A 14,855-nucleotide genomic window follows, 5' to 3' on the forward strand; every position below is an offset into this window, starting at 1 on the left:
AAAATAAAGAAAAATGTCAAACTTAAAGTTAGGAATAAACGGATTTGGTAGAATAGGTAGAATAGTCTTTAGAGCTACTGTAAAACGTAACGATGTAGATGTTGTTGCTATTAATGACTTGTTGGATGTTGAGCATCTTGCATACCTTTTAAAATACGATTCAGTACATGGTAATTTTGATGGTACTGTGGAGGTCAAAGACGGCCATTTAGTAGTAAATGGTAAGACCGTAAGAGTTACTGCAGAAAAAGACCCAAAGAATCTTAAATGGGATGAGGTTGGCGTTGATGTTGTTGCTGAATGTACGGGTATTTTTACGACTCTAGAAACAGCGGATTATCACATCCAGGCTGGTGCAAAGAAAGTAGTTATCTCAGCACCTAGTAAAGATGCACCAATGTTTGTTATGGGTGTAAATGATGATAAATTAACCGCAGATCAGACAATTGTCTCAAATGCTTCATGTACTACAAACTGTTTAGCTCCGATAGCTAAAGTGATTGACGATAATTTTGGTTTGGAAGAAGCGTTAATGACTACGATTCATGCCAGTACGGCTACTCAATTAACTGTAGATGGCCCTTCTCGAAAAAATTATAGATTAGGTCGTTCGGCATTATTAAATATAATTCCTTCAACCACGGGAGCGGCTAAGGCAGTGGGTAAAGTTATTCCAAAACTAAACGGAAAATTAACCGGAATGGCGTTTCGTGTTCCAACTGCAGATGTTTCAGTTGTTGATTTAACTGTTAGAACAACAAAAGCTACCTCTCTTGAAGAAATTAAAAAAGCATTTAAGGCAGCTTCAGAGGGCGCAATGAATGGCGTGCTTGGTTACACAGAAGACGCTGTGGTATCACAAGATTTTGTGAGCGACGCGCGTACAAGTATTTTTGATGCGGAGGCATGTATAGAACTCAACCCGCAGTTTTTCAAACTTGTTTCTTGGTACGATAACGAATATGGTTATTCATATAAACTTGTTGATTTAGCACAGAAAGTTAACAGCTTATAATTATTTTGATGATATAATTAAATTCCGTAGGATAAGGTAATTGCTAGTCCTACGGATTTTTTACATTTGGCTTTATGATATTGATTACAGATGGTGGTTCAACAAAATGCGACTGGATTGTTATAGACAATACAGGTAAGCGACTTGCCGAAAAAATAAGAACCAAAGGTTTAAACCCGGCCATACTTACTGAAAAGAAAATAGCAAAGATTATTAAGAAAAGTCCGGAATTAATGACTATAAGAGATGATGTTACGCATATTTTCTTTTATGGTGCCGGTTGTGGTACAGAAAAGCCAAGATTGATGTTAACCCATGTGTTGAAATTAGTTTTCTTAAAAGCGCATGTAGAGGTAAGAGAGGACACCCTTGCTGCCGTAAGGGCTACTATAAATAAAAATGATGAGAAAGCTGTTGTGTGTATTATGGGTACGGGCTCAAATTGCAGCTATTTTGACGGTGTCAATTTACATCAGCGTGTTGTAAGTCTTGGATATACCTTAATGGACGATGCAAGTGGTAATTATTACGGTAAAGAATTAATTAGAGATTATTATTTTAATAAAATGCCAGAAACCATAAAACTTGCTTTCGAGCATAAATATGAGCTTGAGGCAGATTTTATTAAGTATAATCTTTATAAGCAACCAAATCCAAACGCTTATTTAGCGAGTTTTGCTGAGTTTATGTTCTTAAACAAAGAATCTGAATACATAAAAGAATTGATAAAAAAAGGAATAAGAAGATTTACCGAACATATGATTCTTCAGTATAGACAAGAGTTAGACACAGGAATTCCAGTTCATTTTGCAGGCTCTATTGCCTACTTTTCACAGGAAGAAATCAACGAAATTGCAAAAGAATATAAATTTAAAGTGGGCAACTTTGTAAGGCGACCAATAGATGGATTGGTAGACTATCACATAAAAAATCTTTAGATACAATACCTATTGAAAAGCTGTTAATAAATCTACAGCTTGCTATTGTAAAACTTATAAATTGGTTTTATCTTTGCGTTAACAAATATTAAAAGAAATATAATTATGTTCGAATTTGATCAGTATTTAGGCTTTTTAGCATTTTTAACTATACTAACTATTGGGTTTTGGTTAATGATATTTCTTTTGACATTTGTTGTTCCTTATTGGGTGTTCGGTGCTACAATAGAACGTTTAAAAGAAATTAAAGCAGAGAAGAAGGCAAAACGCGAGAGTATGTCTCACTAATTAAAATATAAACATAAAAAAGAACGCTAAATGCGTTCTTTTTTTATGGCCTGAATTTGGGTAAGTTTGTAGTTAAATTAATTTCCATGAAGTATTTCCTTTTATTCATCTTCTTATTTAGTCTTCATATAAATGCACAACAGATTTTGCCACAACAACAACGTGCTGAAGTTGTGGATGATATTTTAAAAGACAGATTTAATAATCTATTACCAGATTTAATGGATAAAACTGGTATAGACATGTGGATACTGATTTCTAGAGAATATAATGAAGACCCAGTGCTTAAAACCATGTTGCCAGCAACGTGGTTAAATGCTAGGAGAAGAACGATTTTGGTATTCTATCGTAATAAGGCTGAGGAAACCATAGAGAAATTAGCCGTAGCGCGTTATAATTTTGGGGAGAATATTATCTCTGCCTGGGACAAGGAAAAAGAGCCAAATCAATGGAAGCGTTTAATGCAGATTATTGAAGAACGTAAGCCTAATAAAATTGGACTAAACTATTCGGATCATTTTAATATATGTGATGGTATAGTAAAAACCGATTATGAAGCCTTTATGGCAAATCTCCCAAAACAATTCAAATCAAAGGTAGTATCCGCTGAGAAGTTGGCTATTAGTTGGATTGAAACGCGAACGGAGAAGGAAATGATCATATATAATCAACTCGTTGATATTACACATGGTATTATAGCCGAGGCATTTTCAGAAAAAGTAATTACGCCTGGCATCACAACCACTACCAATGTAGAGTGGTGGATGCGCGACAAGATTACTGCTCTCGGCTTAGAGACCTGGTTTCATCCAACAGTAGATGTACAAAGAACAGCCGAAGAATTAGGAAATCATTTATATGCCTTTTCAAATAGACCTGATAATATGGTAATACTACCTGGAGATTTAGTGCACTGTGATATCGGTATAACCTATCTTAGGTTAAATACAGATTGCCAGGAATTGGCATATGTTCTAAAGCCAAACGAAACAGAACCTCCAATGTTTTTGCAAGATGCGCTTAAAGATGGTATTAGAGTTCAAGATATTTTTACCTCTAATTTCAAATCTGGAAAAACAGGAAATGAAATTTTATTGGAGTCGCTAAGTCAAGGTAAAGCAGAAGGTTTAAGGCCAGCTATTTATACCCATCCTTTGGGTACCTATGGGCACAGTTCTGGCACGACATTAGGTATGTGGGATTCTCAAGGAGGCGTTCCTGTTAATGGTGATTACCCCTTACAAGAAAATACGGTTTATGCCATTGAATTGAATACAACGGTAACTATACCAGAATGGAAGCGCGATATTAGAGTAATGCTTGAAGAAGCTGGGTTTTGGGGGTCAGATGGTTTCCGCTACGTAAATGGAAGACAAACCAAGTTACTGACCATTCCAAGAGTAAAGAATCATCAAGGGAATTAAACCTGTAAAACCCCTAAATTAAAGGGCTTTTCGATAGGAGCGTGGTTGGCAGCCTCTATACCCATGCTTATCCATTTTCGTGTATCTAATGGGTCTATGATCGCATCTGTCCACAAACGCGCGGCCGCATAATAAGGGGAGACTTGATTATCATAGCGCGACTTTATTTTATTGAAGAGTTCCTCTTCTTTTTCCTTTGTGATTTTTTCACCTTTCTTTTTTAAAGAGGCGGTTTCGATCTGTAGTAGAACTTTCGCGGCAGATTTACCGCTCATCACTGCCAATTCAGCGCTTGGCCAGGCAAATATAAGTCTTGGATCATAGGCTTTACCACACATGGCATAATTTCCCGCACCATAGCTATTACCAATAACAACAGTAAATTTTGGCACAACAGAATTACTAACTGCATTCACCATTTTAGCGCCATCCTTAATAATGCCTCCATGCTCAGATTTGCTTCCTACCATAAATCCAGTAACATCCTGCAGAAATACAAGTGGAATTCTCTTCTGGTTGCAATTGGCAATAAAGCGTGTTGCCTTATCTGCAGAATCATTATAGATAACACCGCCAAACTGCATTTCGCTTGGTTTGGTTTTAGCGCCTTTGGTTTTTACGATTTGTCTTTGATTAGCCACAATGCCTACAGCCCAACCATCAATACGAGCGTAAGCGGTAATAATTGTTTTACCATAACCTTCCTTATATTCTTCAAACTCAGAATTATCAACCAGTCGTTTTATGATCTCTTTCATATCATATTGATCAGCTCTACTGTTAGGTAAAATACCGTAGATGTCTTCTTGATTCTCCTTTGGCTTTAATGCTTTTATGCGGTTGTAACCAGCTTTATCATAATCACCAATTTTATCCACAATGTTCTTTATAGTATCTAATGCGTCTTTATCATCTTTAGCTTTATAATCAGTAACACCAGATATTTCGCAGTGGGTTGTTGCGCCTCCTAAAGTTTCATTATCAATACTTTCTCCGATAGCAGCTTTAACCAAATAACTACCAGCGAGGAAAATACTGCCTGTTTTATCTACAATTAAAGCTTCGTCACTCATAATTGGTAAGTAAGCACCGCCTGCTACACAACTACCCATTACAGCAGCAATTTGAGTAATACCCATACTACTCATAATAGCATTGTTTCGAAAAATACGTCCGAAGTGTTCCTTATCCGGGAAAATTTCGTCTTGCATTGGCAGAAAAACACCAGCGCTATCAACAAGGTATATTATTGGTAAACGATTTTCTATAGCAATTTCTTGGGCACGCAAGTTCTTCTTGCCAGTTATTGGGAACCATGCACCAGCTTTTACAGTTGCATCATTGGCAACAACAATACACTGTTTACCTTTTACATATCCAATTTTAACAACAACACCACCTGATGGGCAACCACCATACTCAGGGTACATATCTTCTCCTGCAAAGGCACCAATTTCAATAGATCTACTATCCGAGTCTAATAAATAGTCAATCCGTTCTCTCGCAGTTAGTTTTCCCTTGTTATGATGTTTTTCAATACTTTTTGTACCACCTCCTAATTTAACTTTTGTAAGTCTAGATTTAAGATCAGAAACAAGCAATTTATTGTGGTCTTCGTTTTTGTTGAATTTAATATCCATTGAAAGTGATTTGTCTGCCACGAATTTACGAAACATTAGTTTTATTGTTAATGGTATTTTCTAAATGAAACGTTAAATATATGTAACATGGAAATATATTCCTTGGAATATAAAATAATTATGTATAAATTTGAACTGTAATAAAAATTATAAGACATGACCATATTAAATATCAACTCGAGTAGTAATAGACAAAATTCAATTTCTACAACTTATGCAGAAAAATTGATTACTCGGATTAAAGAGGTAGAATCCAATGTAACTGTCAAGGAAAGGCACACAACATATTCGGATTTGCCTTTTTTAAATGAGGAGATGTTAGCCTCACTTTTTGTAAAAGGTGAGCGTACAGCCGAACAAGAAGAGGCTTTAAAGACATCACAACAATTGGTAGATGAAATATTAAATGCTGACACTATTATAATAGCAGCACCAATCTACAATTTTTCAGTTCCAGCGTCATTAAAAGCCTATTTTGACCTCATTGCTAGAGCCGGCTTAACGTTTCAGTATACCGAGAATGGTCCTGTTGGGTTATTGCAGGGTAAGAAAGCTTATGTTATTGTAAGCAGTGGTGGTACAGAGATTGACAGTGATATCGATTTTGCAGGACGCTACATAAAACATTTTTTGAGCTTCATAGGTATTTCTGATATCGAAATGATTAAATTAGATCAGCTTATGTTTAACGCAGAAGAAAAGCAAGAACAAGCAAATAACTTAATCGAAGAATTGCAAACTGTTTAATATTATAAAATGAAAAAGATAATAGCATTTGCCGGAAGCATTAGTAGCGCATCAATAAATAGAAAGCTTGCTATTTATGCTTCAAGTTTGGTAAAGAATGCAGAAGTAAAGGTTCTAGATCTTAATGATTATGAGATGCCACTTTACAGTGTCGATCGTGAAAAGGCATCCGGACAGCCCCAAGAAGCAGTCGATTTTGTAAATGAAATAAGAAGCTCAGATGGTATTATTATTTCATTGGCAGAATACAATGGTTCATATTCAGGCGCATTTAAGAACGTGTTCGATTGGGCATCTAGAGTCGAAGCAAAAACCTTTCTTGGTAAACCAATGTTGCTTATGGCAACATCGCCAGGAGGAAGAGGAGGTCAGTCCGTACTTGACATGGCTTCAGATCGATTTCCAAGACACGATGCTAATATTGTAGGTAAGTTTTCTTTACCGTCATTTAACGACAACTTTGGTGATGGAAAAATCAGCAATGAAGATCTAAACAATGCATTACAAGAGCAGGTAAAGCAATTTGAAGAAAGTCTATAGATAATGACCATTAAGCAACACGAAGACAATAATAAAGGCGAATTCTATCTTGAAGCTGATGGCAACAAGCTAGCAAGTATGACCTACAGTTATGCTGGTGACGATAAGATAATCATAGATCATACTGAAGTTGATGAATCATTAAAAGGCCAGGGCGTTGGCTATAAATTAGTCGAAGCCTCAGTAGATTTTGCACGTGAAAAGGGATTGAAAATTATGCCACTTTGCCCATTTGCAAATGCGGTATTCAATAAAAAGAAGGAGTATAACGACTTAAGGTTTTAACATGGGAGATTTAGCCAAAGATATTAACTCGACATTTCCTAATAACCGCGTAAAAGCATTGTTAAATATCATTTACACGGCCAATTGGATTACGAGTTGTCAAAATGAATTCTTTAAGGACTTTGGGATCTCACCACAACAGTATAACATTTTAAGAATATTACGAGGTGCAGGTGAGCCACTTAAAGTACAGACCATTAAGGATAGAATGTTAGAGCGTTCACCAAATGCAACACGTTTAATGGATAAGCTTTGTGCTAAAAACTATATAGAACGATTACCTTCTGAGCACGACAGACGCGTGGTCAAAATAGTAATCACAAAAGAAGGAATGAATCTTTTAGATTCTATTCCATATAATTTAAATAAGGATTTACTTAAGAATCTTTCTGAAGAAGATGGAAAACTTTTGAGTGATCTACTGGATAAGATGCGTTAGGCATTTTTTTAACTTAATATTTTCCATGGAATATATTGTAATGAAAGAATTTAAAATGAAAACAAATAATATTAAACGAGTAGGGCGAAGTGATTTTGTCAATATGGGACCAATTCGATTACGGCAACCATTACCAACGCAAAATATTGATATGATTGATCCATTCATATTATTGCACCACTATGGACCTTATGAAATAAGTGAGCGGAATAATCCATTTGATTTAGGACCACATCCGCATCGTGGATTTGAACCTGTGACTTTTTTAGTTCAAGGTGAGCAATTGCATCGTGATTCTTTGGGTAATGAAAGCGTGGTAAAGGCAGGTGATGTACAATGGACAACAGCTGGTAGAGGTATTGTGCATGCTGAGCGACCTACAAAGGATTTCGTGAAAAAAGGTGGTACGATTGAAGGTATTCAACTTTGGTTGAACCTACCTTCTGACAAGAAGATGATTTCGGCGAATTACCAACATATTAAAAGTGAAGATTTTGATATTAAACCATCTGCCGATGGAAAGGTTATCACTAAAATCGTAGCTGGTAATTTAAATGAATTTAATGGTAAAATTAGGACACAAACTTCTGTCAATGCCTTTATGATTGAAGCCATGCAAGGTGGAAAGGAAACAATTCAATTTCCTGATACGCACCAAGCATTGTTATACCTTTTAAATGGAAAAGTACTTGTAAATGGAACGGAGGAACTTGAGTTAAATGCAAATCAACTTGTAGAGTTTTATCCAGATGGCCAAGGCCTTACTATTGAGGCAGAAGAAGATAGTTTGTTACTATTTCTATCTGGTGAGCCTTTTAATGAAGAAGTTGCAACATATGGACCTTATGTAATGAACACCCAAACAGAATTGTTAGAAGCCATGCGGGACTATCAAATGGGTAAAATGGGATTTCTTCCAGTTAATTAAAAAAAAATTCAAATTAATAAATACTATGAAAACCATAATTCACAAATCAGACACGCGCGGCTATGCAGATCATGGCTGGTTAAAGTCACATCACACATTCAGTTTTGCAGGTTATCAAAATCCAGAACGTATGAATTTTGGTATGTTGCGTGTCCTTAATGATGATGTTGTACAACCAAAAATGGGCTTTGGTACGCATCCGCATCAGAACATGGAAATTATTTCTATTCCTTTAAAGGGTGCTTTGTCCCACAAGGATAGTATGGGAAATAAACGTGCTATTGAAGTTGGTGAGGTTCAGGTAATGAGTGCAGGCACAGGCTTAACACATTCTGAGTTTAACGATAGTAAAACTGATGAAGTCAACTTTCTACAACTTTGGATAATTCCCGAAGAAATAAGTGTAAAACCCAATTACGAGCAACGTAAATTTTCAGATGATGGTAGATTAAACCAACTTCAAACTGTCGTTGCACCAAAAGATAAACTTGAAGGAGATGCTTTACCAATAAGTCAGCAAGCGTATATTTACAGAAGTACTTTGCAAGCTGACAATAAATTGAAATTAAGCCCTAGGTCAGAAGATAATGGATTATATGTGTTTGTTGCTGATGGTGCGGTAGAAGTTTCGGGAAAGCCCTTATCTAAGCGTGATGCCATCGGTATCTCTGAGGCAGATTTTATAGAAATAAATTCTACTAAAGATGCTGATTTAGTGATTATTGAGGTCCCGATGGTATAGTAAGCATTTCAATACCTTTTTCAAAAGCATCCTACAATGGATGCTTTTTTCTTTTTATTCACGATATTTGTGTTTCAACTAACTAGCTAATAAAAATTAAGATTATGGCAATGAATAAAAATACTGTACTAGCTTGGGCTACGGTACTTATGATCATTATGGGTATTGTATTAATTCTTATGGGCGCCTATAGATATGATGATGTTGCAGGTTGGGGTTTTGCAACAGTCGGCATAGGATTTTTTGCAATAGCATGGGTGTTTAACGCATTAAAAGGACGTGTATAGTTATGAGTGACGATAAGAAAGTAATTTTTTCAATGTCTGGTGTAACTAAGACGTTTCAGTCTGCAAATACTCCGGTATTAAAGAATATATATCTCAGTTTCTTTTATGGTGCTAAAATTGGGATATTAGGTTTAAATGGTTCTGGTAAATCTACATTGCTTAAGATAATTGCAGGTGTGGATAAAAACTATCAAGGTGATGTGGTTTTTTCGCCAGGCTATTCTGTTGGGTATTTAGAACAAGAACCGCATTTGGATGATAATAAAACAGTTTTAGAAGTTGTTAAAGAAGGCGTCGCTGAGACGGTAGCTATTTTAGATGAATACAACAGTATTAATGATCAGTTTGGTTTAGAAGAGGTGTATAGTGATGCTGATAAGATGGAAAAACTTATGAATCGCCAAGCTGAGTTACAGGACCAGATAGATGCTTCTAATGCTTGGGAACTAGATACGAAGTTAGAAATCGCCATGGATGCATTACGTACGCCCGAAGGAGATAAGAAAATAGGTGTTTTATCCGGAGGTGAGCGTCGTCGAGTGGCCTTGTGTCGTTTGCTCTTAAAAGAGCCAGATGTATTATTGTTAGATGAGCCAACAAACCACTTAGATGCTGAATCTGTTCATTGGCTAGAGCATCATTTAGCACAATATAAAGGAACTGTTATAGCTGTAACGCATGATAGATATTTCTTAGATAATGTTGCTGGTTGGATTTTAGAACTCGATAGAGGTGAAGGTATTCCTTGGAAGGGAAACTACTCTTCTTGGTTAGACCAAAAGTCAAAACGATTGGCTCAAGAAAGTAAATCAGCTTCTAAACGCCAGAAAACATTAGAGCGCGAGCTAGAATGGGTTCGACAAGGAGCTAAAGGACGGCAGACCAAGCAAAAAGCACGTCTTAAGAATTACGATAAGTTATTGAGTCAAGACCAAAAGCAATTAGACGAAAAACTAGAAATCTATATTCCAAACGGGCCACGATTAGGAACTAATGTGATTAAAGCTACAGGTGTCGCAAAAGCATATGGAGACAAATTACTTTATGACGATTTAAATTTCAATTTACCTCAAGCAGGTATTGTCGGGATAATAGGCCCTAATGGAGCTGGTAAAACCACAATCTTTAGAATGATTATGGGTGAAGAAACACCAGATAAAGGTGAATTTACGGTTGGAGATTCTGCTAAAATTGCATATGTAGACCAAAGCCATTCTAATATTGACCCTGAGAAAACCATTTGGCAAAATTTTAGTGACGAGCAAGAGCTTATCATGATGGGAAATCGTCAGGTGAATTCTCGAGCCTATTTAAGCCGTTTCAATTTTTCTGGTAGCGAACAAAATAAGAAAGTAAAATTGCTTTCAGGCGGTGAAAGAAACCGTTTACATTTAGCAATGACTCTTAAAGAAGAAGGTAATGTATTGCTTTTAGACGAGCCTACTAATGATCTTGATGTCAATACATTAAGAGCTCTAGAAGAAGGTTTAGAGAACTTCGCTGGTTGTGCAGTAGTCATATCGCACGATAGATGGTTTTTAGATCGTATCTGTACACACATACTTGCGTTTGAAGGTGATTCGCAAGTCTATTTCTTTGAAGGCGGATTTAGTGATTATGAGGAGAATAAAAAGAAACGTCTCGGCGTAGATATAATGCCCAAACGAATTAAGTATAAAAAGCTAGTAAGATAAATTGCAAGTTAAGACCAATAAAAAAACCTGTTGATTAACAGGTTTTTTTTTATTTTTAGTTATCACCGTAAAGGTGTCCACCGGTGAAATCTTTATAGGATTCGTCAACATCCTTAAAAGCGTTGGTTTCCATTAATTTCTTATTTTCAGCTTTCAATTTGTACATCTTAAATATGGCAATAATGATGAAAACAAGAAATATAGAGGCAACGGCTATAAGAATCATAGTAAGCTGTGTGGTTGTCACTACTAAAGCCTTTGTAAGCAGGTTCGCAATCATGATTAATTAATAGATTTGGATTAAAACTAAGCTAAGATAGAAAAAAAAGCAGTTGATAAACCACTAATTATGAAGTAATTTCAGTTTTTAATTAACAATTTTACCGATGAAATGTTTATAAACGTCGTTTAACAACACTAAATTCGGGCAAAATACGCCATTCACCAACTTATCAACAAATTAAATTTTAACATTTAATTTCCATACCATTTTAACAGTTTCACCTCAATTTTATCATTTTTTTCGTTCACTAAGGATTTAAATTTCGCTATATCACTTAAACCATTCGTGCCTCTATAATGATATGGATATACTGTTTTGGGTTCAAAATCCAATACCGCGCTCGCCGCACTTTCAATTGGCATCGTATAGGGAAGGTTCATGCAAACAAAAGCTTTATCTATGTTTTCTAGGTTTCGCATTTCTGGGATATCTTCCGTGTCGCCTGAAATATAAATACGTTGTCCTTCAAGTGAAACTACATAACCATTTCCTCTACCTTTCTCGTGAAATTTTAAGGCTTCTGCTCTTAAATTATACATAGGGATAGCTTCAATACTAACCGATTCATCTTTAAAAGATTCGCCGTTCGGAAGGGTAACGACTTTAGGTGCAATAGTAGATGGTATTTTATCTGTAACGGCTTTAGGCCCAATTAGAGTTGCTTCAGACAATTCTATACTTTCAAGTGTTTCCATATTTAAATGATCACCATGAATATCTGTTATTAATACATGTGTAGGCTTCTGCTGACCTGCAAAAGCTTCTTTTCCACCTGTTGGGTCAACGTAAATGGTTAGGTCTTTTGTTTCAATTACCAAGGTGCCATGTTTTATTGGCTTGACTGTTACTGGATCTGCATTCTGTGCATCTTGATTTATTTTCTCGGTTATCTGTTTTGATTTTGTTTCTGAACAGCTTGATAAAAGCGAAATTGACAACAAAAAAAGTGATAGTCTTAAAATTTTCATAGGATTTGTTTTTTTAAAGATATTAATCTGCTTTGGTCAAACCTATAGTGTAACATTTTAATAACATTTACTACTTATTATTTACAGCATAAAATTTTTATTCTCTTATAAAATTAACGAAATTGCTTAGTATTAAAATGTTCAACTACAAATAACACTACTAACTATGTCTGATGATTTTGATTTATTAGAAACAAACTCCAACGAAAAAACCGAAAAAGTTGACGTTAATTGGGGCAAGGCCATAGACCAGATGAAGTCTAAATTGGCTCAAGAGGACGATCCTGAAAGTCGACAAAAAATACTCAATGCCACATTAGATTCGGTTGTTGATATGGCCGAAAAAGATAGGTCCACATTATTAGATGCAATTAAGGATTTAACAGATTATCAGGATGAAGTAGGGATTATGTTTGAAGGATTTTCGGCTTTAAATGCAGAAGAACAAAAGGTCATAGATGATGCCGTTAGACGTTTGGAACGTGCTAAAGTTGAACTTGATGATGCGAAAAGTAAACCTGATACATGGTGGAATAACCTCTGGGGAAGAAAAAGTAAAATCAAACGAGCGGAAGACGAATTAGAAAGTGCTCAAAAAGAACGTAATTCGGCAGACAACAAGGCCAAGGCAATGTTTCAACAACGTATTGAAACCGCCGATGTTCAAACACTGTTAAATGAGTTATCATTTAAAAGTCAGGCAGCAATAAAGCGCCTAAAAGACAGAGAGCTAGAGATTAAAGAAGTTGAGGAGAGTTTAAAAATAGCTATTGTAGAAGCTAGTAACAACCATACGAAGGCTCTAGAAAAAAAGAAAGAAGTAGAAGCTAGGCTTGACGAACAATATGCTTTGCTGAAACAAGCTAGACAAGCTTTGGAGGAAGTAGCGGATAAACAGTCGACAGAATACTCAGAAGCCTTAGAAAAAGTTACACAATTAGAACAAAAGGTTGAGGAGTTAGAGGGTTTAAAAAATGCTTACACTACATTGGCTGCATCAAAGGATAGCTTTGTCCATAAGCATAATCTAACTATAAAAGTTTTAACCTCTCTAAGGAGCAATTTGCAAACACATAGAGCCAAACTTAAAAGTGATACAGACGAGCGTCTCAAGTATTACGATGGTTATGTGGTGGCCTTAAAAGCGCGCACGGATCAAGAATTTGCCGCAATTTTAGAACATCTTGGTGTTAAAACCGATGAACATATTGGAGAGACTTTAGCAGCGATGCATTCAGCTAGTGCAAAAGCCCGTCAAGAAATGATGGATAATATTCCAGTACATGAAAAAGTTATGCAAGGCGTTTACGGTAGTTATGCAGAGGCTTTAAAGGATATTAGAGCCAAAGACGAGGAAATTCAAAAAAACTTTGCCGATCGTTATGGTATCGATATGAAAGAAATTTTCGAAGAGTACTATAAAGCAGACCCTAATGCACCATCTGATGATGGCGAACCAGAAGGTGAAACAAAACCAGAAGCCAAAGATGATGACCTGTTAGGGTAGATGAGAACATTTATGCAAGGCCACTTATGACCTTGTTATTCTAAAATTGAATGATTGAAGATGATTGTAACGCCTTTAGATTCCGCAGAACTTGACTCTAAGGAACAGTATGTGTTTTATCATAAATTGGTAGATTTCTCTCTTAAAGAGCTAATTGTTGCCGTACAGCAAAAACAACTTATTAAAGAAAAAGAAATACTGTTATTTAAACAATACTGTGACTTGTTACTATATTCCATTGAAGCCATGCGTGTCAAATATATGTATGACGATGAGGATAATATGAAAGTGGATTTAACGGATTCTAGTTTTCCAAATTATTTAGAGTTTCGATACCTTTTTAATGACTTAGAGCTAAGAGAAGAATTTTTGGGTAAGCTTACTAATGTAGAAGATTTAAAGAAAGAGTTTCTTGATACACTTATGCGAAAGAAACAACTAATTTCAAAACGCAAACTCTTTCAGGCCGCCTCAATTGTTTACTATTCATCAGCTAAAAAAGAATACATATTCAATCGTTTTGTTCAAGGAAAAATCTTAGATGTGCCTGAGTCTAAACTAGCTGCGCATATGGTAAGTTGGAGCTTTTATGATGTAACACACAATAGACCTTTTATATGTTATATGTACTTTAATTATGATGGTCGCAACGTACAAGATTATAAAAGCGAAATTTACAATGTCCTTAAGAATACATCAGACAGAGAAATGGCTTTAGATACCATGGCGTACGCTATTGACAAACGATTACCAAAAGTGTATCCAAAGTTAGTAAAGCGAATTGATCTTGGTCCTGTACACAATGTTTTCGCTAAGGATGAAAACGAAATAACACATGCAATTCTAACAGGTATTTCTAAGAAAACCATACCCCTTGAATCTTATGCGGTTTCATTTAAGATTGACGAAATACGATCTAAGAGTGAATTTAAGGAAGGCGGTTTTTTTAGTAAGCAAACCTTTCAAAAATGGGATAATATCTTTAGACAACGCTATGTATTTGCACCACATAGAATTATACAATTATTGCATAATAAGACGCCCGAAATTATGAATAACCTTGCTCAGGCACCAATTCAACTTTCGGATTTATCAGTTAAAAATTAAGCGCAGTATAAAGTCTGCGATCT

The 14,855-nt window shown here is 35.7% G+C and carries 17 protein-coding genes; 14 read left to right on the plus strand and 3 right to left on the minus strand.

The window, feature by feature from the left end:
• Positions 1-13: 13 nt before the first annotated feature.
• From gap to LBU54_RS08575, 4 genes are all read left to right on the plus strand, one after another.
• Complete coding sequence (gene gap, locus LBU54_RS08560) at positions 14-1,015, plus strand: type I glyceraldehyde-3-phosphate dehydrogenase (protein ID WP_224528338.1); 1,002 nt, start codon at positions 14-16, stop codon at positions 1,013-1,015.
• Positions 1,016-1,089: 74 nt separating this feature from the next.
• Positions 1,090-1,953 carry an N-acetylglucosamine kinase gene (locus LBU54_RS08565; RefSeq protein WP_224528339.1) on the plus strand — a complete coding sequence of 288 codons (864 nt, stop codon included), beginning with the start codon at positions 1,090-1,092 and terminating at the stop codon, positions 1,951-1,953.
• 105 nt (positions 1,954-2,058) lie between these two features.
• Positions 2,059-2,241 carry a hypothetical protein gene (locus tag LBU54_RS08570; RefSeq protein ID WP_224528340.1) on the plus strand — a complete coding sequence of 61 codons (183 nt, stop codon included), beginning with the start codon at positions 2,059-2,061 and terminating at the stop codon, positions 2,239-2,241.
• A gap of 86 nt (positions 2,242-2,327) precedes the next feature.
• Positions 2,328-3,665, plus strand: a complete 1,338-nt coding sequence (locus tag LBU54_RS08575; RefSeq protein WP_224528342.1) for a M24 family metallopeptidase — start codon at positions 2,328-2,330, stop codon at positions 3,663-3,665.
• Here the strand turns inward: LBU54_RS08575 and LBU54_RS08580 are convergent.
• A complete protein-coding gene (locus LBU54_RS08580) occupies positions 3,662-5,305 on the minus strand; it encodes an acyl-CoA carboxylase subunit beta (protein WP_224528694.1) in 1,644 nt (547 codons plus the stop codon). The genes LBU54_RS08575 and LBU54_RS08580 overlap by 4 nt on opposite strands.
• 156 nt (positions 5,306-5,461) lie before the next feature.
• On the opposite strand from LBU54_RS08580, the gene LBU54_RS08585 reads away from it, so the two are divergent.
• From LBU54_RS08585 to ettA, 8 genes are all read left to right on the plus strand, one after another.
• A complete protein-coding gene (locus LBU54_RS08585; RefSeq protein ID WP_224528344.1) occupies positions 5,462-6,052 on the plus strand; it encodes an FMN-dependent NADH-azoreductase in 591 nt (196 codons plus the stop codon).
• 9 nt (positions 6,053-6,061) lie between these two features.
• Positions 6,062-6,592, plus strand: coding sequence for an NADPH-dependent FMN reductase (locus LBU54_RS08590; protein ID WP_224528346.1), 531 nt, complete (start codon positions 6,062-6,064; stop codon positions 6,590-6,592).
• A 3-nt stretch (positions 6,593-6,595) separates the two neighbouring features.
• Positions 6,596-6,877 (plus strand): GNAT family N-acetyltransferase, encoded by a 282-nt coding sequence (locus tag LBU54_RS08595; RefSeq protein WP_224528347.1) that lies wholly within the window; start codon positions 6,596-6,598, stop codon positions 6,875-6,877.
• A gap of 1 nt (position 6,878) precedes the next feature.
• On the plus strand, positions 6,879-7,316 hold the full coding sequence (locus tag LBU54_RS08600) for a MarR family winged helix-turn-helix transcriptional regulator (protein WP_224528348.1): 438 nt from the start codon (positions 6,879-6,881) through the stop codon (positions 7,314-7,316).
• Positions 7,317-7,341: 25 nt separating this feature from the next.
• Positions 7,342-8,244 carry a pirin family protein gene (locus LBU54_RS08605; protein WP_224528350.1) on the plus strand — a complete coding sequence of 301 codons (903 nt, stop codon included), beginning with the start codon at positions 7,342-7,344 and terminating at the stop codon, positions 8,242-8,244.
• A gap of 25 nt (positions 8,245-8,269) precedes the next feature.
• Entirely contained in the window at positions 8,270-8,986 is a 717-nt protein-coding gene (locus tag LBU54_RS08610) for a pirin family protein (protein ID WP_224528352.1), read from the plus strand.
• A gap of 104 nt (positions 8,987-9,090) precedes the next feature.
• Positions 9,091-9,273 carry a CAL67264 family membrane protein gene (locus tag LBU54_RS08615; RefSeq protein WP_224528354.1) on the plus strand — a complete coding sequence of 61 codons (183 nt, stop codon included), beginning with the start codon at positions 9,091-9,093 and terminating at the stop codon, positions 9,271-9,273.
• Between the two features lie 2 nt (positions 9,274-9,275).
• Complete coding sequence (ettA, locus tag LBU54_RS08620) at positions 9,276-10,967, plus strand: energy-dependent translational throttle protein EttA (RefSeq protein ID WP_224528356.1); 1,692 nt, start codon at positions 9,276-9,278, stop codon at positions 10,965-10,967.
• A 55-nt stretch (positions 10,968-11,022) separates the two neighbouring features.
• Here the strand turns inward: ettA and LBU54_RS08625 are convergent, their stop codons facing one another.
• Positions 11,023-11,247 (minus strand): hypothetical protein, encoded by a 225-nt coding sequence (locus tag LBU54_RS08625; RefSeq protein WP_224528357.1) that lies wholly within the window; start codon positions 11,245-11,247, stop codon positions 11,023-11,025.
• Positions 11,248-11,441: 194 nt separating this feature from the next.
• The gene (locus LBU54_RS08630; protein ID WP_224528358.1) at positions 11,442-12,218 is read right to left on the minus strand and encodes an MBL fold metallo-hydrolase; all 777 of its coding nucleotides are present in this window, start codon (positions 12,216-12,218) and stop codon (positions 11,442-11,444) included.
• A gap of 166 nt (positions 12,219-12,384) precedes the next feature.
• Between LBU54_RS08630 and LBU54_RS08635 the strand changes: the two genes are divergently transcribed.
• Positions 12,385-13,725, plus strand: a complete 1,341-nt coding sequence (locus LBU54_RS08635) for a microtubule-binding protein (RefSeq protein ID WP_224528360.1) — start codon at positions 12,385-12,387, stop codon at positions 13,723-13,725.
• A gap of 60 nt (positions 13,726-13,785) precedes the next feature.
• Positions 13,786-14,832 (plus strand): hypothetical protein, encoded by a 1,047-nt coding sequence (locus LBU54_RS08640; protein ID WP_224528697.1) that lies wholly within the window; start codon positions 13,786-13,788, stop codon positions 14,830-14,832.
• Positions 14,833-14,855 lie beyond the last annotated feature (23 nt).

The sequence above is a fragment of the Winogradskyella alexanderae genome (genome assembly GCF_020166335.1).
Taxonomy (GTDB): Bacteria; Bacteroidota; Bacteroidia; order Flavobacteriales; family Flavobacteriaceae; genus Winogradskyella; species Winogradskyella alexanderae.

What these genes read in the sequence shown, in the direction of transcription:
- gap (WP_224528338.1), top strand. Translation starts at nt 14, where the DNA reads ATGTCAAACTTAAAGTTAGGAATAAACGGATTTGGTAGAATAGGTAGA.
- LBU54_RS08565 (WP_224528339.1), top strand. Translation starts at nt 1,090, where the DNA reads ATGATATTGATTACAGATGGTGGTTCAACAAAATGCGACTGGATTGTT.
- LBU54_RS08570 (WP_224528340.1), top strand. Translation starts at nt 2,059, where the DNA reads ATGTTCGAATTTGATCAGTATTTAGGCTTTTTAGCATTTTTAACTATA.
- LBU54_RS08575 (WP_224528342.1), top strand. Translation starts at nt 2,328, where the DNA reads ATGAAGTATTTCCTTTTATTCATCTTCTTATTTAGTCTTCATATAAAT.
- LBU54_RS08580 (WP_224528694.1), bottom strand. Translation starts at nt 5,305, where the DNA reads ATGGATATTAAATTCAACAAAAACGAAGACCACAATAAATTGCTTGTT.
- LBU54_RS08585 (WP_224528344.1), top strand. Translation starts at nt 5,462, where the DNA reads ATGACCATATTAAATATCAACTCGAGTAGTAATAGACAAAATTCAATT.
- LBU54_RS08590 (WP_224528346.1), top strand. Translation starts at nt 6,062, where the DNA reads ATGAAAAAGATAATAGCATTTGCCGGAAGCATTAGTAGCGCATCAATA.
- LBU54_RS08595 (WP_224528347.1), top strand. Translation starts at nt 6,596, where the DNA reads ATGACCATTAAGCAACACGAAGACAATAATAAAGGCGAATTCTATCTT.
- LBU54_RS08600 (WP_224528348.1), top strand. Translation starts at nt 6,879, where the DNA reads ATGGGAGATTTAGCCAAAGATATTAACTCGACATTTCCTAATAACCGC.
- LBU54_RS08605 (WP_224528350.1), top strand. Translation starts at nt 7,342, where the DNA reads ATGGAATATATTGTAATGAAAGAATTTAAAATGAAAACAAATAATATT.
- LBU54_RS08610 (WP_224528352.1), top strand. Translation starts at nt 8,270, where the DNA reads ATGAAAACCATAATTCACAAATCAGACACGCGCGGCTATGCAGATCAT.
- LBU54_RS08615 (WP_224528354.1), top strand. Translation starts at nt 9,091, where the DNA reads ATGGCAATGAATAAAAATACTGTACTAGCTTGGGCTACGGTACTTATG.
- ettA (WP_224528356.1), top strand. Translation starts at nt 9,276, where the DNA reads ATGAGTGACGATAAGAAAGTAATTTTTTCAATGTCTGGTGTAACTAAG.
- LBU54_RS08625 (WP_224528357.1), bottom strand. Translation starts at nt 11,247, where the DNA reads ATGATTGCGAACCTGCTTACAAAGGCTTTAGTAGTGACAACCACACAG.
- LBU54_RS08630 (WP_224528358.1), bottom strand. Translation starts at nt 12,218, where the DNA reads ATGAAAATTTTAAGACTATCACTTTTTTTGTTGTCAATTTCGCTTTTA.
- LBU54_RS08635 (WP_224528360.1), top strand. Translation starts at nt 12,385, where the DNA reads ATGTCTGATGATTTTGATTTATTAGAAACAAACTCCAACGAAAAAACC.
- LBU54_RS08640 (WP_224528697.1), top strand. Translation starts at nt 13,786, where the DNA reads ATGATTGTAACGCCTTTAGATTCCGCAGAACTTGACTCTAAGGAACAG.